General features: G+C 52.7%; 21 protein-coding genes. 16 read left to right on the top strand and 5 right to left on the bottom strand.

Features of this window, described 5'->3' with window-relative positions; all coding sequences use genetic code 11:
• The first annotated feature begins 295 nt into the window (after positions 1–295).
• The 8 genes from BN8_RS14985 to BN8_RS14950 all read left to right on the top strand — a co-directional run bounded on the left by BN8_RS14985 (position 296) and on the right by BN8_RS14950 (position 7,266).
• On the top strand, positions 296–676 hold the full coding sequence (locus tag BN8_RS14985; RefSeq protein ID WP_009282752.1) for a response regulator: 381 nt from the start codon (positions 296–298) through the stop codon (positions 674–676).
• Between the two features lie 96 nt (positions 677–772).
• On the top strand, positions 773–1,534 hold the full coding sequence (locus tag BN8_RS14980; protein ID WP_009282751.1) for an MBL fold metallo-hydrolase: 762 nt from the start codon (positions 773–775) through the stop codon (positions 1,532–1,534).
• Positions 1,535–1,583: 49 nt separating this feature from the next.
• Positions 1,584–2,411, top strand: a complete 828-nt coding sequence (locus tag BN8_RS14975) for a LytR/AlgR family response regulator transcription factor (RefSeq protein WP_009282750.1) — start codon at positions 1,584–1,586, stop codon at positions 2,409–2,411.
• Between the two features lie 123 nt (positions 2,412–2,534).
• Entirely contained in the window at positions 2,535–3,098 is a 564-nt protein-coding gene (locus tag BN8_RS14970) for a hypothetical protein (RefSeq protein WP_009282749.1), read from the top strand.
• Positions 3,095–4,093: an alpha/beta fold hydrolase gene (locus BN8_RS14965; protein ID WP_009282748.1), complete on the top strand. Its 999-nt coding sequence runs from the start codon at positions 3,095–3,097 to the stop codon at positions 4,091–4,093. The genes BN8_RS14970 and BN8_RS14965 overlap by 4 nt, the downstream gene beginning before the upstream one ends.
• 129 nt (positions 4,094–4,222) lie before the next feature.
• The gene (locus BN8_RS14960; RefSeq protein WP_009282747.1) at positions 4,223–5,263 is read left to right on the top strand and encodes an oxygenase MpaB family protein; all 1,041 of its coding nucleotides are present in this window, start codon (positions 4,223–4,225) and stop codon (positions 5,261–5,263) included.
• A 76-nt stretch (positions 5,264–5,339) separates the two neighbouring features.
• Entirely contained in the window at positions 5,340–6,719 is a 1,380-nt protein-coding gene (gene mnmE / locus BN8_RS14955; protein WP_009282746.1) for a tRNA uridine-5-carboxymethylaminomethyl(34) synthesis GTPase MnmE, read from the top strand.
• Positions 6,720–6,855: 136 nt separating this feature from the next.
• On the top strand, positions 6,856–7,266 hold the full coding sequence (locus BN8_RS14950) for a hypothetical protein (protein ID WP_144051669.1): 411 nt from the start codon (positions 6,856–6,858) through the stop codon (positions 7,264–7,266).
• 32 nt (positions 7,267–7,298) lie between these two features.
• Here BN8_RS14950 and BN8_RS14945 read toward each other — a convergent pair whose 3' ends face one another.
• Positions 7,299–9,443, bottom strand: coding sequence for a winged helix-turn-helix domain-containing protein (locus BN8_RS14945; protein ID WP_009282744.1), 2,145 nt, complete (start codon positions 9,441–9,443; stop codon positions 7,299–7,301).
• A gap of 135 nt (positions 9,444–9,578) precedes the next feature.
• On the opposite strand from BN8_RS14945, the gene BN8_RS14940 reads away from it, so the two are divergent.
• Positions 9,579–11,036, top strand: coding sequence for a zinc-binding metallopeptidase family protein (locus tag BN8_RS14940; RefSeq protein WP_009282743.1), 1,458 nt, complete (start codon positions 9,579–9,581; stop codon positions 11,034–11,036).
• 82 nt (positions 11,037–11,118) lie between these two features.
• Here the strand turns inward: BN8_RS14940 and BN8_RS14935 are convergent, their stop codons facing one another.
• The 4 genes from BN8_RS14935 to BN8_RS14920 form a co-directional block, all read right to left on the bottom strand.
• Positions 11,119–11,931, bottom strand: coding sequence for an endonuclease/exonuclease/phosphatase family protein (locus BN8_RS14935; RefSeq protein ID WP_040006110.1), 813 nt, complete (start codon positions 11,929–11,931; stop codon positions 11,119–11,121).
• 114 nt (positions 11,932–12,045) lie between these two features.
• Positions 12,046–13,776, bottom strand: a complete 1,731-nt coding sequence (locus BN8_RS14930; protein WP_009282741.1) for a RagB/SusD family nutrient uptake outer membrane protein — start codon at positions 13,774–13,776, stop codon at positions 12,046–12,048.
• A 24-nt stretch (positions 13,777–13,800) separates the two neighbouring features.
• Positions 13,801–17,124: a SusC/RagA family TonB-linked outer membrane protein gene (locus BN8_RS14925; RefSeq protein WP_009282740.1), complete on the bottom strand. Its 3,324-nt coding sequence runs from the start codon at positions 17,122–17,124 to the stop codon at positions 13,801–13,803.
• A 287-nt stretch (positions 17,125–17,411) separates the two neighbouring features.
• On the bottom strand, positions 17,412–18,620 hold the full coding sequence (locus BN8_RS14920) for a metallophosphoesterase family protein (RefSeq protein WP_040005833.1): 1,209 nt from the start codon (positions 18,618–18,620) through the stop codon (positions 17,412–17,414).
• 420 nt (positions 18,621–19,040) lie between these two features.
• Here BN8_RS14920 and dinB point away from each other — a divergent pair, with 420 nt between their 5' ends.
• The 7 genes from dinB (at position 19,041) to BN8_RS14885 (ending at position 26,714) form a co-directional block, all read left to right on the top strand.
• Positions 19,041–20,084 carry a DNA polymerase IV gene (gene dinB / locus BN8_RS14915; protein ID WP_229368015.1) on the top strand — a complete coding sequence of 348 codons (1,044 nt, stop codon included), beginning with the start codon at positions 19,041–19,043 and terminating at the stop codon, positions 20,082–20,084.
• Positions 20,085–20,457: 373 nt separating this feature from the next.
• Positions 20,458–21,240, top strand: a complete 783-nt coding sequence (locus tag BN8_RS14910) for an FHA domain-containing protein (protein WP_009282737.1) — start codon at positions 20,458–20,460, stop codon at positions 21,238–21,240.
• Between the two features lie 73 nt (positions 21,241–21,313).
• On the top strand, positions 21,314–22,261 hold the full coding sequence (locus BN8_RS14905; protein ID WP_009282736.1) for a hypothetical protein: 948 nt from the start codon (positions 21,314–21,316) through the stop codon (positions 22,259–22,261).
• A 77-nt stretch (positions 22,262–22,338) separates the two neighbouring features.
• A complete protein-coding gene (locus tag BN8_RS14900; protein ID WP_009282735.1) occupies positions 22,339–22,869 on the top strand; it encodes an FHA domain-containing protein in 531 nt (176 codons plus the stop codon).
• A gap of 3 nt (positions 22,870–22,872) precedes the next feature.
• Positions 22,873–23,679 (top strand): PP2C family protein-serine/threonine phosphatase, encoded by an 807-nt coding sequence (locus tag BN8_RS14895; protein ID WP_009282734.1) that lies wholly within the window; start codon positions 22,873–22,875, stop codon positions 23,677–23,679.
• Between the two features lie 5 nt (positions 23,680–23,684).
• Entirely contained in the window at positions 23,685–24,470 is a 786-nt protein-coding gene (locus tag BN8_RS14890) for a caspase family protein (RefSeq protein ID WP_040005832.1), read from the top strand.
• 33 nt (positions 24,471–24,503) lie between these two features.
• On the top strand, positions 24,504–26,714 hold the full coding sequence (locus BN8_RS14885; RefSeq protein WP_009282732.1) for a serine/threonine-protein kinase: 2,211 nt from the start codon (positions 24,504–24,506) through the stop codon (positions 26,712–26,714).
• Position 26,715: the final 1 nt, after the last annotated feature.

Genomic DNA, 26,715 nt, shown 5'->3' with positions numbered 1-26,715 from the left:
GGAAGATCAGTGGCGTAAGAGATTTAAAGTTACGTAAAAAATTGATTAAGCGTGTTACCAAATCAAAAAGCTTTGTAAAATTCTGAGTGCCAATACACAAAAACCCGCTCTTGGTCGTTTTATGGGCTAAAATGGAAGTTAGCTGCTACCCGGAAGAGTTTTTTGGGTTTTCACTTTAATCGCTAATTTCACCACTCGAAGAGAGTTTCCCGTTTGAAGTTAGGTCATTGCCCGTATCTTTGACCAGTCTCAATCCAAGCTCTAAAACAGCAAACTGCAAACATCGTACAGTCTTATGTCAGCTTCCAAGCGTGTTTTGATTGCCGAAGATAGTTCCGTTATTCAAAACCTGGCCCGTAAAATTCTTGAGTTTCAGAATTATGACATTACCGCCGTCAAGAATGGCGAACAGGTCATGCAGATTCTGGACAAGGAAGATTTTAGCATTCTGCTGCTGGACATCAACATGCCGGTGATGGACGGTATGGAGTGTGTCCGGCGCGTTCGGGCGCTACCGGATAAACAAAAAGCTGCGGTGCCTATCGTTGCAATCACCGGTAATGCCAAAAACTACACCGAAGAAGAATTCAAGACGGCTGGTTTCAACGACGTGCTGGTGAAGCCCCTCAACTTCGACCGGCTTGTCGAAGTTGTGAACCAACTGACGGATAAATAAGAAACTAAAGGAGGAGAGGAGGAAGGGAAGAAAAGGGAGAAGGGGGACTGCTCTTGTTCCCTTCGCCCTTTCCTCCTTACTCCCCTTCCTCCTTGTATGCTTATCTCTTTGCTGGGAACCGGAACCTCGTCCGGCGTGCCGTTGATTGGCTGCGAGTGTGAGGTCTGCCGTTCGGTAGATTTTCGGGATAAACGACTACGTTCGTCGGTACACGTTGCCATTGACGGACGTAGCTTCATCATTGATACGGGGCCTGATTTTCGTCAGCAGGTGCTGCGTTTAGGGCTGAAGCAGGTTGACGCTGTGGTCTATACGCACGAACACAAAGATCATACGGCCGGCCTGGACGAGATTCGGGCGTATAATTTCCGGTCCGGTCAGGAAATCCCTATCTACGCCCGCGCGTCGGTGCTGGAGCAGTTGCAGCGTGAGTTTGCTTACATCTTCGCCGAACGCAAATATCCGGGCGTGCCGCGCGTTCGTACGCACGAGATCACCAACGAACCGTTTGACATCCTGGGGGTTCGCATCATTCCCATTGAGGTATTACACCACAAACTGCCGGTGTTTGGCTTTCGCATTGGCGACTTCACGTATCTCACCGATCTGAATTACATCTCCGACGAAGAACTGGAGAAAGTATGGGGCACCAGGGTGCTTGTGCTGGATGCCCTTCAGCAGCAGCCTCACATCTCACACTTTACCCTCGATCAGGCCGTAGCCCTGGCGGAGCGTATAGCCCCGGAGCGGACGTATTTCACGCATATCAGTCATAAACTGGGTTTACACCGGGAGGTTGAACACACGCTGCCTCCGCACATCCGGCTGGGCTACGATGGACTTCGAATCAGCCTATAGCTATATTGTAGCGAACATTGAGCAGGTCATTGTCTAATCCGATTGTACTATGACAGGTATCTACCGCGACCGATGGCTGATCATTGCCGGGAGTTTGCTGAGCGGCTACTTTTTCGTGAACATAGGTCAGGAGGAAAGTGTCTTTGCCCTTTGGAATCAATCATTTTACCTGCGTGACATCGTAGGCGCGTCGCTGATTACGGCTGCGGTCTGGCTGGTTGTTCGCACGATAACAGTCTGGCTGGATGGTCGGTACGATTGGTTTGCGCAACCCGCCAAACGGATTCTTGGTCAGTTGGTGTTGGGGGTTATCGGGCCGGTGGTCGTTTCGTTACTGCTGACCATGCTGTATTTCTACTACGTAGTGAAGCAGCCCATCGCCGAGTCTACATATCCTGTTTACGAATTTCCGATTAGTGTCCTGGTCATAGTACTGATCAATCTAGTGTACGTAGGCTTGTACCTGTACCGGAAAGCGACGGTTCCCGTGCCGCCACACCCCGAACCTGCCAGCCAAACGCCAGAACCTACGTTCCGGAAAACGCTCATCGTCAATAGTGGGCTGCGTAATGTTCCGGTGTCTATCGATGATGTTGCTTACATCTATATTGACGAGGCTACAATTTTTTTGACCACGTTCTCGGGTGGGAAATACGTAGTGAATACGTCTCTCGATGAGCTGGCGCGTGATCTGCCCGAACACGCATTTTTTCGGGTCAATCGCCAGTTTATCATCAACCGAAAAGCGTGTAGTTCATACCTCAATGATACGTACGGGAAGTTAAAAGTGGAACTACGGCCAACGTTGCCTAAGGACATCATCGTTAGTCAGCAGAAAGCGCCTGACTTCAAAAAATGGCTTGAAGATAGTCTCTGATTCAACCTGTATTTCTACTGATTCATCCGTTGTTTTTCCTGATTCAGTCAGTATAACTTATTAGTAAATAGTAGGTTATGTTGATTGCAGGTAGTTTTGTCGCCGTAAACAACATCTACTACCATGCAACGAATCTTCTCTACACTCGCGCTGGTTGTCGTTTGCCTGACAACGGCCGGCGGGCAGGCGTTGAGGGTGGGTTACTACGGCGAAACCGTGACTCACTATGGCCTCAAAGCTGCCTACGAACGAAGCCTCCACAGCTACGTTAAGCAACGGAATCGGGCCTGTAAAACCTTTCTGTTCGCGCCGGGACTGGCCCTCTATCGGCACCCTGCCAACCACTATGGAATGATTATCTCCCCTGAATTCGCTTACCGCCGGATTGGTCGGCGCGGAGGAATGGTCGAGGTAGGTATTGCTCCCGCTTACTTTCGCTATTTTCTGGACGCCAAAACCTACAAAGTTGCCGACAATGGTGAATTCCGACGGGTTCCAATGGCCGGTGGGGACGCCTTTTTGCCGACCGTTTCGGTGGGGGTAGGCAGGGATTTATCCGTACGACGTACCGTTCCGCTGATGTGGTTTACCCGCCTGAACCTGATGCAGCAGCGCCCCTACAACACTTCCTCTTTACTACGCTTCAGTCTTGAAGCGGGCATTAACCTTCCTCTCAAAAAATCATGAAACCGATATACAGACTACTAACCTTTTGCTGGTTGCTGGCCGTTGTCGCGTGCAGCGACCGCGATGTACAGCCGGTTGAAGAAACCAATCTGGTCCTACGCCACAAAGGAGCAAACATGCCCATCTGGGTGCGTGGCAACGCCCAGTCGAATAAAATCATCCTGTTTGTTCACGGCGGGCCCGGCGATTGCGCCATGTGTTATCGCTACTACCTTAAAGGCCTCGAAACCGAAACAATGGTCGCTTACTGGGACCAGCGGGTGGCCGGGTCGTCGACGGGGAAGGTGCCTGAGCAGACACTACGGTATGCTCAGTTTGGCGAGGACATGGTTTACGTCGTCAAGCTGCTGAAGCAGCAATATCCCAATGCGCAGATTTATCTGCTGGCCCACAGTTTTGGGGTGGAGCTGGCCTGGCAGTTTCTGACCACCGACAATTACCAGCAGATGGTAGCGGGCGTGATAGCCATCAATGGCATGTACTCGTATTTCAACTGGCTCTTCAACGTACGGGAGTGGGCTCTGCGCGAAGCAGGTCGACAAAACAACGCTGAAGCGGAACAGTATCTGCTGGCCTATCCTGTCACCCCCGAAAATACCGCGACTATCGACTGGCTGGGCATCTACCGCTGGATGTATAAGCTGGGCGGTAATCCGGTGTCGTTGTACAGCGATAAAAAATTCGTGCTGGATTATGCGTTCGCATCGCCGAACACGGCCTTGGCGCAGTTCACCCACGGAAAGGCCTATAGTTATTACGGTGATGTAGAAAGCCGGCTGTTTGAAAAGGGGCCCCTGTTGAAGCAGGTGCGGGTGCCGGTGGGGTTGTTCTGGGGGGGTAAAGACGGGGTAGTACCGGTGGAAGTGGGTCGCGCTACCAGGCAGGTACTGACCAATGCCCCGGTGACGACCGTCGATTTCAGCGAATCGTGGCATGAACCGTTCGTGACCGAAACGGATAAATTCAACCGGGCGGTGCTGGCGTTTGTGCGATAGGGCGGTCCACGTTCAGCGCTGAGCGTATTTCTGAAAAGTGAGCCTGACGAAGTGAAGCGGGGGTAAACCAATTGGTTGCCCCCGCCGTTGTGTAGACAGAGCTGAAACCAACGCTCTGACCGCTTTCGTATGCAAACTACGGTTAAACCAACTCGTACCTTTCCTGATTCTTTACTGGACCAATACCGTCGGCAGGGCGATCCACCGGCCGATGCGGTGATCGCGGCCGTAACGGAAGCAGGCGGGAAAGACGCGTTGTCAACACTGATGCGCTGGCTGGCCGATACCAGTACGTTTGATGCCAGTACGCAGCCTGAGTCAGTGCAGCGGTTCTTTGCAGACTATGGCGTATTGCCTGCCTGGGCTGATCCGGCGCAGATGGCGCGTGGCATGGCATTCTTTCAGAAACAGGCCGGGGCGATTGGTCTGACGCTGGGTCTGTATTCACTACCGTACTGCTACCTTGGTGCCGATGGAGCCCGGGTGCTGTGGATGACCGAGCGGATCAAAAACGATACGGCCCGGCGCTTGCAGGAAACCGGTGAATGGGTGTTCGCCGTCAACAATCCGAAGCAGTGGCAAAGCGGGAATGCGATTCGATACACACTAAAGATTCGGCTGATTCATGCGGCTTCGCGGTGGTTTGCGCTGCATAGTGGCCGCTGGAATATGGACTGGGGGCATCCGATTAACCAGGAGGACATGGTCGGAACCAACGGCGCGTTTTCATACATCGTGATACGTGGTTTGCGAAAGCTAGGGGCTGGCGCCAGCGAAGCCGACGAAGAAGCATACCTCCACCACATCAACGTAGTCGGTTACCTGAACGGTGTGGTTGAGGAGTTGCTGCCCCAAAACCTTCGTGAGGCTTTCCACCTGGATCGGGTCATCGCCCGTCGGCAGTTCGCCCCATCGGAAGCGGGGGTTGGCCTGACAAAATCACTGCTCAACGCGGTCAGTGAGGTAGTGACCAGGAACTCGGCCGGATCGCGGTCGGAGTCGGTGCGGAACCTCGCAGCCGCCCAAATGCGTTTCTTCCTCGGCGATACGTATGCCGATCTGCTCGGTATCCCGGCGGTGCCCGTCGAGAAGCAGTTGGTAGGCATCGTGAACAAGTTGCCGATTTTTCCAGGATTTATACCCACAAAACCGTCTGTGGCCTCTGCGTAATGCTCAGCGTGCTCTGCGTTTGAGAGAAATTAAACGCAAAGGCGCAAAGATTTACGCTGAGAACGCAACGAGGTACATGACTAGTCTACAATTAGAGCCGATCGCGGCTTTGGCCACGGCACCCGGTATTGGCGCAATCGCTGTTATCCGGGTCTCCGGCGAAGGGGCCATTGAGGTTACCAATCGACTATTTAAAGGCAAGGACTTAACACAGCAGCCGAGCCATACGGCGCATTTTGGTCTATTGCGCAATCCCGACGGGTCCATCATCGATGAGGTGCTGGCCACCGTTTTTCGCGCTCCCAAATCATTTACCAAGGAAGATGTGGTCGAGATTTCGTGCCACGGCTCCGAGTTTATCATCCGGCAGATTCTAAACCGGCTGATGCAGGAAGGTGTGCGCCTGGCCCGGCCGGGGGAGTTCACGCAACGAGCGTTTCTGAACGGGCAGTTTGATCTGGTGCAGGCCGAAGCCGTAGCGGACCTGATTGCTGCCGATTCGGAAGCCAGCCATCGCGCTGCCCTGACGCAGCTTCGGGGTGGTTTTTCGAAGCAGCTCAAGGCGCTACGTCAGCAACTGATCGATTTTGTAGCCTTGGTCGAGCTGGAACTGGATTTTGGCGAAGAGGACGTGGAGTTTGCCAAACGCGATCAACTACGTGGGCTGATGCAGGACATCCGGCGCGTGCTGCGTCCGCTGATCGATTCGTTCACTACGGGCAACGCTATCAAAAACGGGGTGCCAACCGTGATTGTCGGTAAACCCAACGCCGGTAAGTCGACACTTCTAAACGCGTTGCTGAATGAAGAAAAAGCCATCGTATCAGACATACCCGGTACAACCCGCGATGTGATTGAGGACGAACTGTTTATCGATGGCATCCGCTTCCGGCTGATCGATACGGCGGGACTGCGCCAGACGACCGATACCATCGAAGCGATTGGCGTGGAGCGAACCCAGCAGAAAATGAGGGATGCCTCGCTGGTGGTGTACCTGTTCGATGGCGTGAATGTCACGCCCGATGAGCTTCAGGATGCTATTCTGGAGGTGCGTGCGTCGGGTAAGCCATATTTGCTGGTCGGCAACAAAGCCGATGCTACGCCGGACGCCAAACGCCAGACACTGAACGAGGTTGTCGGCGAGCCCGTCGTCTGGATTTCGGCTAAAGATGCCCAGATTGACGAGCTGAAAGCGGCCTTGTCGGCGCGGGTACGTACGGACGCGACTGTGCAAACCGGCAGCGCCGTGGTGACGAACGCCCGCCACCTCGAACACCTGGTCGGTACCGACGATGCCCTGGCACACGCGATCAGTGGACTCGATGCGGGCATCTCCGCCGACTGGCTGGCAATGGACCTCCGGCTGGCCTTAAAGCACCTGGGGGAGCTGACCGGTGAGATCACTACGGATGATTTGCTGGATTCGATTTTCTCGCGATTCTGCATCGGTAAGTAAGCGCTGAGCAGGACTCAGCTTAAATTCAGCGTATGATCAGCAAAAGGTCAGCGACCTTTCGGTAGGGCGGCCTTTATTTGTCGGCAATTAGTGACTTAGTGATTGCTCTCACTTAACGATTGCCACTGCTATGAAAATGCTGTTTTTAGTTCTTCTTGTCGGTAGTTCCGGCTACCAGGTTGCTGCCCAGACCAAATCAACTCCCGCGCAGACACTGCAATTTTGCACATCGGTTGGACCGGTAGAGCTCACCATAAAAGGAGATTCCGTGACGGGGCGGTACCTCCTCACGGTCACTCCCGATCGAAAGCGGGGGATCATTAAAGGGACGCTGCACCAGGGCTTACTTACTGGTACATGGGATGACCCGGACGGCGTCGGACGTATTGTTTTTGGCTTTGATTCAGACAGGACCAGATTCATTGCTATCTACAATCAGGCCCGAAATTCTTCAGAGTGGTATAACGAGTGGAAAGGCGTCCTGAAAGCCAATGTCTTTACACTTCCGGAAGCGCAACGGCGAACATTTTCGTGCGAGTGGAAATGAAGTCAGCCCCAACAGCTATGCTCAGCAACTTTCTACAATCTGATGGCTTTCAGATCCGACTGGGGATTCAGCGGAACTGTAAACAACACCTGGTGGCTGGTTTCGTCGTAGCAAAGGCCGTCGTTGGGCAGGTAGGTCAGCGAATCCAGCAGTACCCGCCGACGGTTGGCCTTCGGTGAATCTAAGACAAGCTGAGCACCCCGAGTGGTCCGCCGGACGCGCACAATACCGGTCGACGTCAGTACCCAGCCTGATTCGTCGAGGGGAGAAAGATCGGGGCACACCGCCGTTATCGCTTTCCACTGCCCGACCTGGACTTTCCACAAACCCGAACGGCCTTTGCCGGTGAATAGTAGTTCCGTCCCGTCGGAAGAAAACTGGCTGACGAAGCCTTCGACGCCTAACGGTTCGGACTCTCTTTTTTTATCCAGCCATAGGCGGGACAACTCCCAGCGGCCCTGGCGGAGTGTACTGTAGACCAGGTATTGTCCTGAAGGATGATAAGTTGGAAACGCATTCAACTGTCGATCAGCAAGCAGTGTATCGACGGCCCCGCTGGTCAGATGGACCCGTACAAAGCAAGAGCCGACCGTACCCTGAACGTCGATTACTACCCAACGCTCATCAGGTGAGATGGCGAGGTGCCGGATCGATTGGCACCGAAAATCAGTCAGTCGCTTCGGGGGCGAATCATCGGTCGTCGAACGAATCCAGACTTCCGGGCTGTCATGCTCGTTGGAGACGTAGACTACCCTTCGGCCGTTGTCCAGGAAGCGTCCCTTGCCGTACTGCCGACCGGGCTGGTGTGGGAACAAGTGCTGGGCTTCTTCAGGTCGGCCGAGCGGTACGCGCTGTAGATTGCGATCGGCTTCGTATTGCTCAAAGACAAGCCACGGTCCGGCGATGATTGGATTAAACAAATTAGCGCCTGTCGAGAGAATCAGGGCCGGCGTGTCCGTCGATGCCAACGGTACATCAACCGACCATAAGTTGCTTTTCCCGGCCAGTGAAGCGCCAAAAATTACCCGACGACCGTTGGAATGCCAACTGGAGCCGGAAATGGCTGGGTAAGTCTGGGTCAAGGGGCGAACCTGCCGGTTAGCAAGCTCAAGCGTATACAGGCGTTCGTTACCTGCGGTTAGTTGCTGCTTAAAGGAAATCTGCGTTCCATCCGGGGAGAAGCGGGGGTACATATCACCGGTAACACCGGCGGGTGGGGTGGAAAGCTGCTCTTCAACAAACGTATCCAGCGCCAGTGAATAGATCCGGTACGGCTGTTCCGGGCTCAGCCGGTAGGCGTACACCATGCTTTTGCCGTTGGGATGAATGTCCACGCCGATCAGGTAAGGGCTCGCCAGGCGATAAAGCTGCTGAACGTCCTGCCACCGATCAACGGGCATACGGCATACAGCAGCGGAGCTTTCGGAGAGAATACGGATAAAATACACAAACCGATTGTCCGGGCTCCATACAGGAAACAGGTCTTTACAACCGGGGGCGGGGTGAGTAATCTGAATAGGAACGCCACCGGGAAATGAACTCACATAAAGGGATTTGCCTACAGGGTGCCGGGCGCCGTAGCCATCTTTGGCAAATACCAGACGGGTGCCGTCGGACGAAGCATCGGCCCATAACTCTTCGCCCGGCAGCGAAACGGCCGTGATGATCTCAGGGCGGGCGGGAGTAGCTTGCTCGCGCCCCCACAAAGCGACTCCTCCCCCTATGACCAGTGCGACGAGAAGCAAACCCAGCATCCAGGGATACCGAAAAAGCCGGGCTGGTTGCAACCCGACGGGCTGCTCAACCGGCTCCAGAACAGGCTGGTGGGAGACTAACGTATCCGACTCGGGTGTATGGGTTATCCATTCAACGGGTGAAGTCAACCGGTAGCCGCGCTTTTTGACGGTTTCAATCCGGATCTGGCCAGGAAATCGTTCGGAAGCCAGTCGGCGGATTTTTGAAATGATCTGATGCAGGGTATCATCGCTGACGATGACGTCGGGCCAAACCTGTTGGAGTAGTTCATCTTTGCTAACCAATTCTCCCTGGCGGGTGGCCAGGTAATGCAACAGGGCGATGATCTTAGGCTCCAGCTTGTGACGGACGCCGTCCGGGCCGGTTAATTCCAGCGTCCAGCAGTCGACCTCAATGGTATCAATTCGGAAAACATTCCTCATGGAAAACGACGGGAGTAGGGCGTAGCATCAGTTAAAAATAAGAATAATATCAGCGATTGCGCACGTCCTTCAGGTGCCGGGGTCATTAGCTTGCCGGCTCTATGCATTCCCCGAAGCGTATTAACCAACTATCAAATGTTAACTAAACTAGTTCAATGGGGGCTGGCCTGTCTGCTGAGCGGCTGCTACGTCCCTTTGGTTGCGCAGCCGACCCTAAGCGATGAGCAACGGGTACTGCTGCGCTTTCTGGACGACAACGCTGAACGATTGTACCGGTACAGTGATTCCCTGTGGGCGCTCGCGGAGCCATCCTTTCAGGAGGTTAAATCTGTCCGGCTGCTTACGAGTATACTGCGCTCGGAAGGCTTTCGAATCGAGGAGAATCCAGCCGGGGCGGCAACCATGTTCGTCGCTACCTATGGCCGGGGCAAACCGATAATCGGGCTGTACGGGGAGTACGACGCCGACCCGAATGCCGCCAACATGGCCGTTCCGTACCGACGGGTTGGGTCGGATAATCCGTATGGTCATGGGGCTGGACACAACCTGTTGGCGGTGGGCAGTCTGGGTGCGGCACTGGCCATTAAATACCTGATTGATCAGGGCCGCCTTCAATGTACCGTTCGGTATTTCGGCACGACGGCAGAAGGCGGACTGGGGGGCAAGACGTACCTGGCGCGGGATGGCTATTTCAACGACCTAGATCTGAGTCTGTATTGGCATCCGAGTCCGGTAACGCAGGCCAGTCCCGGTGGCTGGGATGCTTTGGTAGACGTAGCGTTTCAGTTCACGGGTCGTAAACGGCCCATGCGTCTGCCGGAAACAAACGAAAATGCGCTGGATGCTGCCTTGGACTGGCTGTCTGCCGTCCGGCGTTTGCGGGAAACGCTTCCTGCTCCCTGCCGCATCCATTATACCCTGAAAACATCCGGTACCGACCTGCGCTGGGTACCCGATACCATAACGGTTCAGGTCAGGGTTCAAAGCAGCCGACAGACTGTTATTCGACAGGCACTCGACAGTCTCTCGGCTTTTGCTGACCAGTTTAGCCAGTCGCAGCAGGTCACTTATGCTAAAAGGGTATTGCAGGCCAAGCACGAATTTATCCCGAACCGGACAGCCATGCGACTTGTCCACAATACCATGGTGCTGCTGGGGGATCTGCGCTATACACCCGACGAAATTGCCTACGCCAATCAGCTCCAGGCCTATTTGAAGCAGCCCGTTCAGGAACTGTCCGCTCCGCTACGTCCCTTTACGGAGCGGGCGGTCCCCAACGGGCTAAATGGCTACGCCAGTGATATTAGCGATGCCAGTTGGCTGGCACCGGAGGCCTACTTTACCGTCTGCACGCAGCCATTTGTACCCATGCACGACTGGCCGGCTACCGTCTTTACGGGTCATTCGATCGGTCATAAAGGCTTGCTGTATGCGGCTAAAACCCTGGCCGTAGTCATTGATACGTACGTTCGGGACCCTTCGCTGCAACGGGCCATCCGGCAGGAATACCGGGAGCGAACGCAGCATTACCCATACCGGTCTCTGCTGGAACCAGGCCCGATTCCCATCCGGGCGAACTATCCGACCAACTGAAAACCGTCAGGGCCTACTTTACCTGCACCTGCTTGTTCTGGCGCGTCGATGGCTAAAACCCGCACTAAGCCTATCTATTGCCTCACAATACGTTGAGTTCAGCCACGACGGGCAGGTGATCCGACGCGTACTGTTCGTCAATGACCCGTGTTGCGAGGGGTTTCATGGCGTTGGTCGGTCTGAACATGATGAAATCAATGGCGCGGTTCGGGTTGCGAACGGGAATGGTCGGCTGGCAGTTCTGGCAACTGCGCGTAAAATGCTGGTCCAGCAACTGCATCACCTGACTATCCGGCAGGGCATTAAAATCGCCCGCCAGAACTACGGGCAGGTTGGACGTTTTGAACAGATTGACAATCTGGTCGGCCTGGGTGAGCCGGTTTTGCTCTTTCAGATCGAGGTGGGTGCTGGCGAAGATGATTAGTTTCCCTTTGGCGATCTCCACCGTAATAGCGGCAATCGTCCGGGTTTCGCCACCAATGGCCGGGTCGATTGGCAGAATAAGCCGGGTTGAGTCAATAATCGGAAAGCGGGAGAGGACTGCTACGCCATAATCGCCCCCCTGGTGGTCGATAGCTTTGGCGAAAAAGAACTGCATCCCGGTCTGGCGGGCCAGCTCCTTGGCCTGGTTCAGGCCTTTGCCGGAGCGCTCCGTGTTAACATCAACTTCCTGAAGGGCTACCAGGTCCGGTTTGGCCTTGTTGATGACGCGCGCAATGGCCGCTACGTCGATGGTGGTGCCCGCCGAGGGCGGATTGCAGTGATGAATGTTATAGGTCATCACGGTCAGCTTACGAGCGCGTTCAGCCGGCTGATCAGATGATGACACGCGACTGGTAGTTGCCTGTACCGAGACGGAGATAAGCAGTAAGCAAACAGATAAAAACTTTTTCACGGGTTTGATAACAAATAGGGTAATGATTCGCTGAAGATAGGGGGAATAATGGCAGACCCGTTTGCGGGTTGTTGCCGGCAAACGGGTCTGCTGTCGGTTGACATTGTAGCCAATTTACTCCCAGTTCGGGTTCTGGGTCAGGTTGGGGTTGAGCAGGCGCTCCTGCCGCGGAATCGGATACAGATAATCCCGGGCTTCGTTGAACTTCTTGGCAATGTGGCCGTTCACGACAATGTTGCCGCCTTTGTTGCCGTTTTCGAGCACGATCTCGCTGCCCAGTTTGAGGATCTGTGCCCCCGGTACGGTCGGTTTGGTGCCCTCGTAAATCACCAGATCGACCTTGCCGTTACCGTCCAGGTCGTAGTTACCCGGCCCCGGAAAATACATGCCTTTAAACTGTTTGGTCAGCAATTGGCCTTCTTTCCAGCGGATAATGTCATCCCAGCGGAAGAAGTTTTCCATGACCAGCTCGATGCGCCGTTCCCGACGGATTTCCAGAATGACGCCCGAATTGGCACCTCTCAACTGGGTATATAGCTGCGCCTGATACGGGTCCGGATTCGCATTGGCAGCGGCCAGGTTGATGTTGGGCATACCCACCCGGTCACGGATCGGTTTGATCGAGCGGTCCAGGTCCGCCTGGGTCAACGTACCTCGCTCGGCTTTGGCTTCTGCAAAGTTCAGCAGAACCTCGGCGTACCGGAAAATGGGCATGTCCGTAATATCCTTGTTGAACGTATCCCACTTGGGCGCCGACACGAATTTGATGAGTTGGTAGCCCGTGACCGTAGCACCAAATTCGGGAACAAGCTGGGCGTTTTCGCCGATGCGGGTATAGCCGGGTGTCCGGATGGTCTGCGACAGGCGAGGGTCGCGGTTTTTAACCTCCTCGGCAAACTGCATGGTTTCGTAGCCCTTGATGTCCGTGAAGCGCGAACCGTCGGCCATCAGGTAGCTGTTCACCAGCTTCTTTTCCAGGCCGGGCCGACCGTACGAAGCCGTCATGGTGTAATAGTTCAGGTTGTGGTACACCTGCAACTCGTCACTGAAATCCCGCGCCAGAATCACTTCCTCGGCAATGGCGTTGTCGGACGAGAACAGCCGTTGATAGGCCGTCGACGGGGTCGCTTTGTAGATCGTGTAGCCGCTGCTTTTCATCAACTCCTCCGAAGCCGCGATGCTCTCATCCAGAAACTTGTCCGCGTTCGGCAGACTAAACTCAGGATGGTATTTGCGGAACGTACCTTCGTAAAGAGCCAGGCGTGATTTGAGGGCTAAGGCGGTCCATTTGGTAATGGTGCTAACCTGCCGGGAGCCGTCGAGGTTGGCGATGGCGTAGTTGAGGTCGGCCATGACGGAATCCATCACCATCGTCCGCGGGTCGCGGGCTTTGGTCAGCATATCCTGATCCGTCACCTCGATTACGTGCGAGTACCAGGGCACATCCCCGAACCGCTTGACCATCCCGAAATAGAAGTAGGCGCGGAAAAAGCGGGCCAGTCCATTGTACTTGGCCACGGCTTTGGTATCGGGACACTTTCCGGAATTGGCCAGGAAATAGTTGATATTACGTAGCGTTCCCCAACTCCAGCCGCCCCCGCTGGTGGGAACCACCCGGGTGCCCTGCAGTTCGTCGCGTAAACTGGTTTTGACTACGTTGTCCACGTCTTCGTTGTACACATCCTCGGCGGAAGGGAGGGCACTGTAAAACGAATTGGTGTACAACAGCAGGTCGTTTTCGGTCTTGAAAAAAGTTTCCGGCGAAATGGCGTCCTGCGGGACCAGATTCAGGTCGCAGGCCGTCAGCCCCAGGGCCACGGCCAGGCAACAGATTATTTTTTTCATGTCAATGACTAGCTTGAAGTTGGATTAGAACGTGACGGTAAGGCCGGCAGAAATCGTTTTCGACAAGGGGTACGTCCGCCCGTTGGTAGCGTCGCCGTCCAGTTGCTCCGGATCGATATACTTGGTCCGCAACGGCGTGTAGGTCAGCAGGTTTTCACCGCTTACGTACACCCGGGCTCTCGGTACCCGAATCTTTCGGGTCAGCGTCTCCGGAATCGTGTAGCCGATCACTACGTTCTTTAAGCGCAGGTAGCCAACATTCTGAAGGTAGCGGTCGTTAACGGCCTGTAGGTCACCACCGCTGTTCAGGGCTGTATAGCCGCGCAGAATCGGGAAGTAGGCATCCCTATTTTCCGGTGTCCAGACATCGTCGGCGAAGTTGGCCGGGATGAATGAGTAGTACGGACGCGAATACGGTCCCCAGAACTTATCGGCGTTGTTGCCCGGATACCAGTGTTTGCGCCAGATGCCCTGAGCCAGTACCGATAGGTCGAAGCCATTCCAGGACGCCCCAAGGTTGATACCGTAGCGGTAGCGGGCGCGGCTGTTACCGATGATCCGCAGGTCGCCGTGGTCAGTCAGCGTATTGGCGCCCTGATCGATCTTGCCGTTGCCGTCGAGGTCGATAAATTTCAGATCGCCGGCCTGCAGCTTGCTCCAGTCGCCGGGAGCGTTCAGGCGCTGCCGGTTCACAACCGTCTGATCGACAGTATAAGCCTGCGCTTCTTCATTGGTCTGGAAGAACCCATCGATCGAGTAGCCCCAGATGTCACCAATGGTCTGCCCTTCGTAGCGGCTCGACAGAATCTTGTTCGGATTGTCGTACTTGGTTACGGTTGACTTGGAGTCGGAAACAATAAACGAAGCATTGTAGGAGAGCGGTTTTCCGGCCACCTTAACCCGGTCCCGCCAGCCAATGGCCAGTTCAAAACCCGTAGTTTTCAGGTCGCCCGCGTTCTGGGTGGGTACCGTAGCGCCGTACACGGCCGGCAGCACCTGCCCCGGTACCAGCATGTCCGTAGTTTTGCGGGTGTACACGTCGAACGCCAGGTTCAGCCGGCTTTTCAGCAGATCAACGTCCAGACCCAGGTTCGTCGTAGTCGCTTTCTCCCAGGTCAGGTTCGGTGAAATGGGGTTGGGGCTGTCGACGTAGTACAGTTTCTGCCCGTTGTTGATCCAGCTCGACTGGGCCGTGGGCATGATGGGGATGTATGGGTAGAAGCTGGCCGAACTGGTGTTCGATGGCAACTGGTTCCCCAGCGTTCCGTAGGAAGCTCGTATTTTGAGGTTGTTCACGACGTTCCGCAGGGGCGTAAAGAACGACTCCTCGCTGACACGCCAGCCCGCCGATACGGATGGGAAAAGACCATACCGGCGTCCCTCGCCAAAGCGCGACGTACCATCGTAGCGGCCGTTCACTTCGAGCAGGTACCGACCTTCATAATCATAGTTCAGCCGGAAGAAGGCTCCGAACAGGGAGTACTGGTAGGAATCGCCGGACGAGAGTTGTTCGCCGGTACCCAGGTTCAGGTCGTTCAGGCTCTCGGACAGCAGATTCTTCCGGGCCCCGAACAGGCGCTGGTGTTTCTTCGATTCGTAGTTGATCCCCGCCGTTGCGCCGAGGTAATGCTTGCCGAATGTCTGATTAAACGAGGTATAGACGTTGGTCGCGTGCATGGGGTCGAACCACATCGTTTGCCGGTACTGGTCCGTGTTGTAGTTGGGCACCGTGGTCAGGATGCCGGGTTGGATTGAGTACTGCGCTACGGCCGAGCGGTACCAGTCGTCGGCGATGTAGAACGAGAACGAATAGTTGGCAACCAGATTCCAGTTCTTGGTAAAATCAATCGTTGCGGAGTTGATCGTGGTTAGCTCGTGCACCTTCTTTTCGCCACCCGCTACGCCTTTGAGCAGGTTGGCAAACAGACCGTCGCCAATGGAATAGTTGTTTTTCAGCGTATTGTACGTAGCGGTGCCGTCCGGGTTGCGGGGGGCATAGGCGGGCAGGGCGTGTACCGTGATCGCCACAAAGTTGGCGTTAGCTCCACCTTCCAGACCGGGGTACTTGTATTTTGAATCGAAGTACTGGGTGTTGTTGCTGATTTTCAGCCAGGGCGTCAACTGCGCGTTGATCTTGCTCCGCAGAGTGTACTGGGTAAACTTATCCGTGTTGATCCGCATGATCCCATCTTTCTCATAAAGCGACCCCGAGAGGTAGTAGTTGACTTTATCGGTTCCGCCGGAAAGATTCAGGTTATGCTGGCGAGACGGCTGCGTCATGTTAAACAGCGTGTTCCACCAGTCGTAGTTACCGTAGTAGTTGTAGATTTCTTTGCCGTTCACGGTTTTAACGACCGTCCAGGGGCGGGCTGGGTTTTCGGTTTTATCGTACCGGCGTGCTTCCAGTTCCTTGTAATCTTCCTCGCTGTAGCGGGTGTACGTATTGCCGGTTGCCCGCAGAAACGCTTCGTCGTTGAGCCGGGCGTGTTCGTAGCCGTTGGTCAGGAAGTCGGTGCTTACCGTCGGCGTCGACCAGCCGAAGTTGTTGGTGTAGGATATGGTCGTTTTGCCGTTTTTGGCGGTTTTGGTCGTCACCAACACCACGCCGAACGCACCCCGGGCTCCGTAGATCGCCGAAGCCGCGGCATCTTTCAGCACCGAGATGGTTTCTACGTCGTTCGGGTTGATCCGGTTAATATCGCCCGGAACACCGTCGATGAGCACCAGCGGGCCGCCCCCGTTGAACGACGTTTCACCCCGGACGTTCAGGCTGCCGCCCGAGCCCGGCTGACCGGTCCCGAAGGTAATGTTCAGGTTCGGAACGGTGCCCTGGAGGATTTGGGAGAGGTTGTTCAAGGGGCGATCTTCCAGGTCTTTGGCCTGTACTTGCGACACCGCGCCCGTCAGATTGACCTTCTTCTGCGTACCGTAGCCGACCACAACTACTTCGCTCAGGGCTTTATCATCGGGCTTCAGAACAACGTTGAGCTGCGTCTGGTTACCTACCGGTACTTCCTGAGCCGTATAGCCTACAAAGCTGAACACCAGCACGGCGTTGTTGTCCGGAACCAGGAGTTCAAACTGCCCTTTGGCGTCGGTGTTGGTACCGCGCTGCGAGCCTTTAACGACTACGTTTACGCCGGGCAGGGGCTCGTTGTTTTCCGAAGACACTACCTTGCCCCGCACCGATATGGCCTGAATAGCCAGTTGACTTGACACGGGCCGATCGGGGCCGGCCTTAACCGCCACGGTTGACGTACCCACAAAAGTCGCGAGTAGGGCACAGGAAAGCAGACGTATGCCTGTCTTTGTCGGCTGGGCTGCTGTTGCGTTTAGAGGTTTAAGCATGTTTTAGTTAAAAATTAGGCAAAACGATCCCTTACCACGTATCGGCGTGGTATAAGACAAATCCGTTGAAGGGGATTTAACACGAGCCTGAAGGCCTTCAGGTCGCTATGGGCAGGAGACTCCTGGGTACTGCTTACGGGTTAGTCAACATTGAGTTACAACTCTACTGAATAGATATACAAAAGTAAGGTCGGCTGGTGTGGAACGTCAGGATATACGATTATGAAATCGTTAAGATAGTCGTTGATCTCCAACCGATCCGGCGGACTGGTTAGGCATGAAATCCTTCACACGGTCAGCTTTCCGACCGTTTTACCGGCATCGTTGAGCATCGTTACGGTCAGCGCTGCCTTATCGGCCTGAACACTGATGATGGTCCGGCGACCAGCCTGGGGACCTCCGCCGATAACAATCGGATAGGAATGCTCGCCTTTAACGGCTGGGTGAATACCATATTTGTGCGTGTGCCCCGAAATGAGCAGATCGATATTGGCATCGTTCAGGATCGGTCCCCACACCTTGCGGCAGTGCATCGGTCCGTGCCAGTCGCCGGAGTAAAAGAGGGGGATATGGCTGAAAACAACCCGGTACTTAGCCTGCCGAAACTCCTTCTTCCGAACCTCCTGCTTCAGCCACTCGGCCTGCTCCAGCCGGTACTGGTCAAAATCCACGATACCGGCGTACACGGGCGTATCGTCGGCCTTATCCTCCCCCGAATCCAGCACGATGCCATAGACGGGACCCTGCCGGAATGAGTAATAAAACGGTTGGTCATGACCGTCGAAGTAGTTGACCAACTGCCGGGCAAATTTACCCCGGGTTTCATGGTTGCCCCGGGACAGGATAAAAGGAATCTGGGTAGCGAAAAGCGACGTAACGGGCTTGAGCAGGTGATTGACCAACTGATCCTCGTCTGTCTGATAATCAAACATATCGCCGTTCAGGAACACGAAGTCCTTCTCCGGCAACTCGGGTAGTTGCAGCAAATGAGCGAATGAATCGGGGCGGTCGTGGATATCGTTCAGCACCACAAACCGGACCCGGTCGGCATCGGCACTCGGCGTCGTAAACGTGAAGACGTCGCTGGTGAACGTATCGCCGTAGGTAATCTTGTATGGATCAAAACCCGTTAGTGCTTTGGAGCAGATTCGATAGGCGTACTGTTTGCCGGGAAGGAGGTTTCGGAGCGTAATGGCCTGTACTGTGTTGTTGGCTTCGACCAGACCGGCGTTAACGCGGTGGGCTTTCTGGCTCAGTTGATCGGGCGTTTCACCGAACTCGACCCAGCTATACGATGGAACTGTCGTGATCCAGCGGATGGTAATTGAATCAGGGCGGGGTGCCTGGAGGTAGGGGCCGACTTTCAGAATAGGCGACTCATCGGACTGTGTTGGCTGAGCATCCAGCCTGGGGGCGGCCCCTAACCCCGTCATACTAAGCAGACCCATTGACGCGACGAAACGCCGACGCCCGACCTGTTCCTTCCTGTTTTTCATTGATTGAGTAAACTCGAAACCCTATAGAATGACGTAATCGCCAAATTTAGCCGCAAAACTATCACTTACCCGTTAGAAAGCCTGTTAAGGAATGGTTAAGTATATATTAAGAAGTGACGTGTATAAATACGATTTAGGGGTATAAGCAATGTTACCCCAAACCCCTGAAGGGGCTTAGCGCTGCTAATGTCAGGAGATCATATTTAGCAGCGCTAAGCCCCTTCAGGGGTTTGGGGCGATAGCACGCAGCCGGTGGTCACGTACCAGGCGATTCAATTATCATGCTATTAAAATTTGCATTCCGCGTTTCTACAATAATCTATCCGTTATAATACAAATTTGTTGTATATATTGCAGTTGTATACTAAGGCGATTGGTGAAGTGGAAACGGCACCCCAACGGAAAATCATTCACGTTGACATGGATGCTTTCTTTGCATCCGTGGAGCAGCGCGACAATCCCGACCTGCGGGGTAAACCCGTGGCCGTGGGTGGATCGCGGGAGCGGGGCGTCGTAGCGGCTGCCAGCTACGAGGCTCGTCAGTACGGTGTGCGATCGGCCATGTCGTCACTGATGGCCATCCGGAAATGCCCGCACCTGATTTTTGTCAAACCCCGCTTTGAGGTATATAAGACCGTATCGGCGCAGATTCGGACCATTTTCGCCGACTACACGGACCTGATCGAACCACTGTCGCTGGACGAAGCCTACCTCGACGTAACCGAGCGGGCCAGTGCGGACCTGACCGCTACGCAGATCGCGCAGGAAATTAAGGAACGTATCCGGCAGGAAACGCAGCTCACGGCCTCGGCGGGGGTGTCGTACAACAAGTTTCTGGCGAAACTGGCTTCCGACTACCGCAAACCCGACGGCCTGTTTGTGATCAAGCCGCACCAGGGACTGGCGTTTGTGGAGCAACTGAACGTAGGTCAGTTTCACGGCGTGGGGCGCGTTACAGCCGAGAAGATGAACCAGTTGGGCATCTTCACGGGTCTGGATCTCCGCCAGCAGACCGAAGCCTTTCTGACCCGGCACTTCGGCAAAGTCGGCCACCACTATTATTCCATCGCGCGGGCGATCGACGACCGCCCCGTAACGGCCAACCGCGTCCGGAAGTCGGTGGGCTCGGAAAACACCTTTTCTCATGACCTGACCGAGGAGTCGGAGCTGCTAACTGGCCTGGAACCGCTGACCGACGATGTATGGGCGTACTGCGAGCGAACCGGCGTGTATGGACGTACGGTAACGCTGAAGGTGAAGTACGCCGACTTCCAGCAGATCACCCGCAGCCGCACCCTCCCGACAACCGTAGCCAGCCGGAACATCCTGCAACAAATCACCGCCGACCTGCTCACCGGCCTGTTGCCCCTGCCAAAACCCGTCCGACTGCTGGGCGTCTCCATCTCGAACCTGGACACTGTTACTACTACGTCGGCGAACGGGCAACTGGCGCTGGATTTGTGAGAAGAGTAGTTGTTACGGATTTAGCATGAATGCTGATTTGGAAAAAAAACACGACATAGCCGCTTACACAATTTCAAGGTCACATTTGCCAAAGTAACTTTACTATTACTTAGCGTTGATATTATGTTTTGTTAAATTTGTCCCTAAACCTATAAATTATGTGCTATATGATGAGCGTTTACATAACTTTTGACAGACGCTTACTTATCCGATTAGGTAGTTTAAGGATGTATATATAGCAGCTAATTAAGAGGTGCACTGTTGAATTGTTAAGCCGAGATAGTTTTCAGCTTATAACTGAAACAAAAAATTACTTCTTAGTAGCAGGTTAATAATTAGTTTGATATGTTTTGTTGATCCCTTCTAAATCGATATGTCTGTTTCAGTGCTATCCACTAGCGATGATCAATTCGAGAAATGGATTGATCAACTGAGTAAGCTTCCTACATACACTATTGGTCGCGGGGCAAATAACTCAATAGTGATTGCTAATGGTAAGATTAGTGGTCAGCATGCTCGACTTATATATTGTACAAACACAACCTACGTGTTGGAAGACCTCAATAGTAAAAATGGTACATATGTAAACGGAATGCGTATCACTCGCAAAGTGATTGGTGCGGAGGATAAGTTGCGGTTAGCGGATAGTGATTATACAGTTAACCAATTGATGGACTTGCTGAGTAGTAACTTACCTCAACCAGTAATCGCAGAAGCTGCAAAGCCATTACCCAAGGAGTCAGATCATAAGGGGAATGATACTAAACTTAGCTTTACCCAGGAGTTTGCTGAACTCCGGCAGGTTTTCGAACAATACCCAAAGCTGAGAAAAGATTGCCGTAATCGCGAGAAGATGATTCGTACCGGCAGTGTGATTCTGTCCTCTGTTGTAGGAGTAAGTGCTGCATTGGCTACTGGAGGGACTATGTTTCCATTGTTACAAATTATGTCGGGGGCTGGCTTAAGCATGTTAGTTCCTACACTCTGTTCCACTCTTTTATCTACGGAGGAAAAGCTGGAAATTATTGATAAAGAATATCGAGATAAATACCGCTGCCCTAATCCTAACTGTCGTGATCCGTTTGTGAACCGGGAATGGGATCTGCTTGCTCAGCAAAAGGCTTGCCGTCGCTGCCAGGCTATCTGGGTAAATTGATAAACTTTTTTGACTTACCTTTTTTGTTTCAATCCGATTAACTGCTGTCCGTTAACATAAACTAATGTAAAACATGGCACAATTATCCGATCAAACAGATCTGCAAACAGACACGTATGCAGCGGTTCAGCCAGTTAGCAATAGCAACAGCGAATCGAATAAGATCAATAACCGAAAGAAAATGCTCGGAATTGCAGCGGCTACTATGCTACTAGGAGGGGCTGCCTGGGCAATTACGAACAGAAAGGCTGATAATGGCCCAGAATCAGCTTCTAATGAAGAACAAAGCCCTGAATCTCATCCGACCGTACTGAATTTACCTTCTGATATTGATGTGGCGGATCAGGTCACTGATGAAATGTCATTTGATGATGCCTTTCAGACTGCCTCTAAGCAAGTTGGAGTAGGGGGGGTATTTAGCTGGCATGGACGCTGGTATAATACTTTTTCAAAGGATGAATGGAGCAGCCTCTCATTAGAGCAACGTCTGGAATTTACGGAGATGGTTACTCAGGAACACTTGCCTGTCAAACCCTACAGTGTGCCAACAGCTTCATATGTTACGGCGGTTTCAGATCAGGAAACTGTCCAGCCGGATCCGACTATCATTGAGGGATATATGAATGGTCAAAGGGTTATGGGGCTGGATTACAACCTTGATGGGGTTATTGATACGTTAGTGATGAATGGCGCAGATGGCTACACCTATCGGGTAGTTGATGCTACCGGTGATGACGGGCTGGATACAATCATGCAGTATGATTCCATTAAGGATGAGTTGGTGGGAGTCACAAAGCTTGATCATCCTGTTGTGCTAACTAATGATGAGTTCAGTGAGGATTTAGAAGTTAGAATGGGTAAGGAGGTAGTCGATTCTATTCTTGAAACTGATTCAACTGTAAATACGCCAGAAGTAGAAGCTGAGGCCGCGGAAGAGGTGGATAATGTATATCTGGCGGATTCGTATGAGCCGGATGATACGTACATCAACAACGGTAATGTTCAGGAAATGGATGAATAGAGTTCATGGGTGGATTTAGAACGACATTGATTAGTTGCCAGCAATGTGGTCGCCGAATTATGGTCAGGGCTACTGATATGGAGCGCGGCTCAATTGTATGCTCCCATATTGGATGTGGAGCTATCAACGCACTTAACACCGCCTTCTACTATGACGATAGTATTCTTCAGGGCTTGCCTGGTTTTGGCGAACTGACCTATTTAGAAAGCCCGGGGCGCACCTTCAAACTTCACGTAGGCGGCAACATCATCGGTACGGCCGATGGCTGTGATGTCCGGGTTGATCGCTATATGCACGATGGGCGCTGTTTCATTAGTCGTCGTCATTGTACGTTAACCGTTACGTTCGATAAGTGGACGGGGGTGTTACGCTATCAGCTTCAGGACGGAGCTATTGATCCAAATGAGCAGTCTCTTCGATATAGTCTAAATGGTACAATGCTTAATGGAGTTGGACTACAAAAGACCGAGATTATCGATGTTGATAACGGAGGTGTGATTACGTTGGGAGGAATCGATCGCTTCCGACTTTCACATTTTATGATTAATCAGGCGATGCTTGATACGTATAAAGTTGATCTAGCATACGATCCTGACCGTACCCAATAACCTATGCACATTCAACCAGCACAACCGTTTGCATTTTCGTATACAGGTCAACGAACAATTAACCAGGATGCCTTATACCCTGCTGTCGGTACGGCGGACGAACAAGCTCAGCTTTTTGTCGTCTGCGATGGGATGGGAGGAGCCGATAAAGGAGAAGTGGCCAGTCAACTACTATGTACTGCCATAGTGGAGTATGCAGCAACCCTGGGTTATCCTACATTCGATGAAGTGCACATACAAACGGCACTGGATCGGGCGTACGAAGCGTATTATGGTTTCCTACGCCAGCATCCGCTTGTCAACCGTATGGGGTCAACGTTTGCCATGCTCCAACTGCACTCGCAAGGGGCGACAATCGCTCATATTGGCGACAGCCGGGTGTACCAGTTCAGGGACGGAAAGATAATCTTCAGAACGCAGGATCATAAGCAGGTTAATGATATGGTTGAAGCCGGTATTATTACGGCTACTCAGGCCCTTTCGCATCCCTGGCGTAATCGGCTCAGTCGCGCAGTTGTGGCCAGTTCATCCGATACAAATGAACAGTCAGCCAGATCGAAACCAGACGTTACGTTCATCAAAGATATCCATGTAGATGATTACTTCTTTCTCTGTACGGATGGTGTATACGAACAGCTTGACGACCTTGCCCTGGAAGGCATAATGGCGAGTAACATACCTGACCAGGCGAAGGTACAGTCGCTGCTGGCTATGTGCGAAGGTGAGACTAGAGATAATTATTCAGGCTATCTGGTTGGGGTCAAAAGCGTAACTGAAACAAAAACTCTGGAACCAGCCATCGCTTCTTGACGAATATGCTTGTACGTTGTTTGGTAATTTTCGTAGCGTGGGTAGTGAGTCACACGGCAGTGGCTCAAGGACAAACCTATGCTGTGATAATTGGTATTTCCGATTACGAAGCGCTGACTTATCGGAGTGGTGATTTACGCTTTGCTGACCGGGATGCTCGCCAAATGGTTACATTTCTGCGTAGTAAGCAAGGAGGAAACGTACCAGTATCACATATTCGCCTGTTGACCAATCGACAGGCAACGCGTGCAAATATCCAACGCGCCCTGACTGTGTTTCAACAGGCAAAGGCCGGGGATCGAGTGATTCTTTACTTCTCTGGTCATGGGTTGTCAGATAGCTTTGTTCCTTTTGATGTGAAAGCTAATTCTGTTACTTCATTGCTAACCCATCGTGATATTAAGTCGGCTTTTCACGCGTCGAAGGCTACCACTAAGCTGTGTGTGGCTGATGCGTGTATGTCGGGGGGGATGACCAGGCCACAGGCGGATTCTAAAATTGTAGCACGGACTCTGGCTGGCCGCGTAAGTGATGGAAGTAATGTAGCCATGTTGCTGGCCAGTCGATCCACCGAATCAGCCGTTGAAGCCCGACGGCTGGAAGGTGGCGTATTTACCCACTATCTTTTGCAGGGGCTTAACGGCCGGGCCGATCATAACGCTGACGGAATTGTATCTATTCGTGAGCTGCACCAGTACGTATCTCCACTGGTGCGGAAAATGACACGAGGCAGGCAGGCCCCGGTTTTTTACGGACGGTTTTCCGATAATCTGGCTTTAGCATACCTTTGATATCTTCCACATCGTGCAACTTAATCACACGCTATGAGCCAAAACTTTACGTCATTTCAAGACTTTAAACAACGGTATCCGATCCGCCCCAACGATGAAGGAAGTCTGTTAGGAAGTGGCTCCTATGGACGCGTGTTTAAGGTAGAGGACCAAGTCGAAACCGAGTGGGTGGCTATTAAGATCAGCGAGTTTAAAGGCAATGATACTAAGTCTTTAAAAGCCGAAGTCGAATTAGCTCAGCGGGTTCCCCGTCAGACTAATATTGCCCGGTACGATGCCTGTTTCAGACTCGAGACCGATACGTCGATCAGTGATTTTGCCATCATGAAGTATTATCCTGATGGTAATCTGGCGGACCTGCTTCGGCGCGAGCCCTTAACTCCGGTTCAAATCTATGACATTACCAAAGGAATTCTGTTAGGCTTACAGCATCTGCATCGGAACCGGATTGTCCACCGCGATTTTAAGCCTGCTAACATCCTCATTTCGCGCGATAATGCCGGGCGTTTTATTCCTAAAATCGCGGACTTTGGCCTGAGCAAGCTGGTTAGCGACGATGAACTAGATAGTTCTGACTTCGACCTAAGCGATGGCCGGGGTACCCCATCTTACAAGGCTCCGGAACAGATTGAGGGTAGTCGAGTTAGCTTCAATCTTGATCTTTGGGCTTTTGGTGTCATTCTATATGAAATGCTCACTGGGCAAAAGCCCTTCCAGGCAGATACACGTAATAGCAGTGAACAATCGATCCGGCGGGAGATTGAGAAAAAGATTGTTTCCGTTGAGCTTCCCAACCAATTTGAACGAATTGTCGAGCCTTACAGAACGATGATTCGGCGGTGCCTGGTACGTGACATCCGTGAGCGGGTGCGCAAAGAAGACGAGTTGCTGGATCTGCTGGACAACATTCCACAGTTGCTGACCGAGGCCCGAAAACTACGCGATGCGCAGTTGTACGAAGAATCGATTAAAGTATATGAGCAGGTATTAACCAAACGTGAAAATCACTCTCAGGCTACAAAGGAATTGGCACAATGCCATTCGCTGCTGAAAACGAGGCAAATCAATGCATTGGTAGATAGAGCCAGTGCGTGTGTAGCAGCGCAGCAATACGAAATGGCTAAGGCTGATTTCGAGCATGTGTTACGGCTTGATCCGACTCATCCTATTGCTGCCAAAGGCTTAACGTTGTGTTTGGATGGACTCAAAGCGAAAGCAAAGGAGCCTATTCACACCGTTTCACCGGAAACAACAGATGTTTACCTGGAAGAAACGGATATGTACGTGCCTTTGGCGAAGCCGACTCCACAAGCTGATGTGGCGATAAAAGAGGTTCCGAAGTCCAAACCTGCTACAGTGCCTAAAACTGTGATGGCCAATAGCGGCAAAGCCAACCCAACGATTGCCAAGAGTTTAATGGTACAACAGCCAGTTGATTCGCCCGTAAAGCGTTTGCCATGGCAAGTAATCGTACCAGTAGTCGCAATAGTAGGAGGAACTGCATGGTACTTTGCGTCTAATAACACATCTTCGGTTCGTGACGGAAAACAAGTAGTTGGTTCGACACAAGGAACAACTGAGCCGCGGGGAAGTGAAAATGAGAGTTCTACGCCAACCGAGGAAGCAGCGCCGGCTCCCGGTGCCGTGATAACAGTTGTCCCGCCCCAATCAAAATTGACTGATGCAACAGCTAAGCGAATTGACGTAGCACTAGTGAAAGCTCGTCGGGCTTACAGTCAAAAGGATTACAAAACCGCACTTGAATTTTTAAACAGTGCTAATCTACTTGACCCTCAGCGTAGGGACGTAATTGGACTTCGCAACGAGGTGCTTAAGACGTTCTCTGTGCCAGCTAACTTAGAAAAGGAGCCGAAAACTGAAGGTCAAGATGCACCACCAGAAAAAGTAGTGACAGTTGATACTGAGAAGGAGAAGCGCTTAAAAGAACAGCAGGAAGCTCAGGCAAAATATGATGACTTGGTTGAGTCGGGACAGAAAGCCATCACAAACGGAAACAACAAGGCGAAGGCAATGGCGGATTTCAGTGAAGCTCAAACTTTAGCGAAAAAGTATGGGCTGAGCACTGAGAAAGGAGATGCTGCTTATTCTCAAAACATGACTCGTGCCAATCGAATTTTTGATACTGACGAATTTGAAGGCGCTAAAGCATGGTACTTAGTGGCTCAATCCATCAAGGATACTCCTGAAGTCCGCACGAAAATCAAACAATGCACCAATCAATAAC

Origin of the sequence: Fibrisoma limi BUZ 3, assembly GCF_000296815.2 — a bacterium.
GTDB lineage: Bacteria > Bacteroidota > Bacteroidia > Cytophagales > Spirosomataceae > Fibrisoma > Fibrisoma limi.
This window is presented reverse-complemented; position numbering and strand designations above follow the sequence as displayed.

Bases quoted from the DNA above. Each gene is read 5' to 3' on its own strand.
- BN8_RS14985 (WP_009282752.1), top strand. From the start codon at position 296: ATGTCAGCTTCCAAGCGTGTTTTGATTGCCGAAGATAGTTCCGTTATT.
- BN8_RS14980 (WP_009282751.1), top strand. From the start codon at position 773: ATGCTTATCTCTTTGCTGGGAACCGGAACCTCGTCCGGCGTGCCGTTG.
- BN8_RS14975 (WP_009282750.1), top strand. From the start codon at position 1,584: ATGACAGGTATCTACCGCGACCGATGGCTGATCATTGCCGGGAGTTTG.
- BN8_RS14970 (WP_009282749.1), top strand. From the start codon at position 2,535: ATGCAACGAATCTTCTCTACACTCGCGCTGGTTGTCGTTTGCCTGACA.
- BN8_RS14965 (WP_009282748.1), top strand. From the start codon at position 3,095: ATGAAACCGATATACAGACTACTAACCTTTTGCTGGTTGCTGGCCGTT.
- BN8_RS14960 (WP_009282747.1), top strand. From the start codon at position 4,223: ATGCAAACTACGGTTAAACCAACTCGTACCTTTCCTGATTCTTTACTG.
- mnmE (WP_009282746.1), top strand. From the start codon at position 5,340: ATGACTAGTCTACAATTAGAGCCGATCGCGGCTTTGGCCACGGCACCC.
- BN8_RS14950 (WP_144051669.1), top strand. From the start codon at position 6,856: ATGCTGTTTTTAGTTCTTCTTGTCGGTAGTTCCGGCTACCAGGTTGCT.
- BN8_RS14945 (WP_009282744.1), bottom strand. From the start codon at position 9,443: ATGAGGAATGTTTTCCGAATTGATACCATTGAGGTCGACTGCTGGACG.
- BN8_RS14940 (WP_009282743.1), top strand. From the start codon at position 9,579: ATGTTAACTAAACTAGTTCAATGGGGGCTGGCCTGTCTGCTGAGCGGC.
- BN8_RS14930 (WP_009282741.1), bottom strand. From the start codon at position 13,776: ATGAAAAAAATAATCTGTTGCCTGGCCGTGGCCCTGGGGCTGACGGCC.
- BN8_RS14925 (WP_009282740.1), bottom strand. From the start codon at position 17,124: ATGCTTAAACCTCTAAACGCAACAGCAGCCCAGCCGACAAAGACAGGC.
- BN8_RS14920 (WP_040005833.1), bottom strand. From the start codon at position 18,620: ATGAAAAACAGGAAGGAACAGGTCGGGCGTCGGCGTTTCGTCGCGTCA.
- dinB (WP_229368015.1), top strand. From the start codon at position 19,041: ATGGATGCTTTCTTTGCATCCGTGGAGCAGCGCGACAATCCCGACCTG.
- BN8_RS14910 (WP_009282737.1), top strand. From the start codon at position 20,458: ATGTCTGTTTCAGTGCTATCCACTAGCGATGATCAATTCGAGAAATGG.
- BN8_RS14905 (WP_009282736.1), top strand. From the start codon at position 21,314: ATGGCACAATTATCCGATCAAACAGATCTGCAAACAGACACGTATGCA.
- BN8_RS14900 (WP_009282735.1), top strand. From the start codon at position 22,339: ATGGAGCGCGGCTCAATTGTATGCTCCCATATTGGATGTGGAGCTATC.
- BN8_RS14895 (WP_009282734.1), top strand. From the start codon at position 22,873: ATGCACATTCAACCAGCACAACCGTTTGCATTTTCGTATACAGGTCAA.
- BN8_RS14890 (WP_040005832.1), top strand. From the start codon at position 23,685: ATGCTTGTACGTTGTTTGGTAATTTTCGTAGCGTGGGTAGTGAGTCAC.
- BN8_RS14885 (WP_009282732.1), top strand. From the start codon at position 24,504: ATGAGCCAAAACTTTACGTCATTTCAAGACTTTAAACAACGGTATCCG.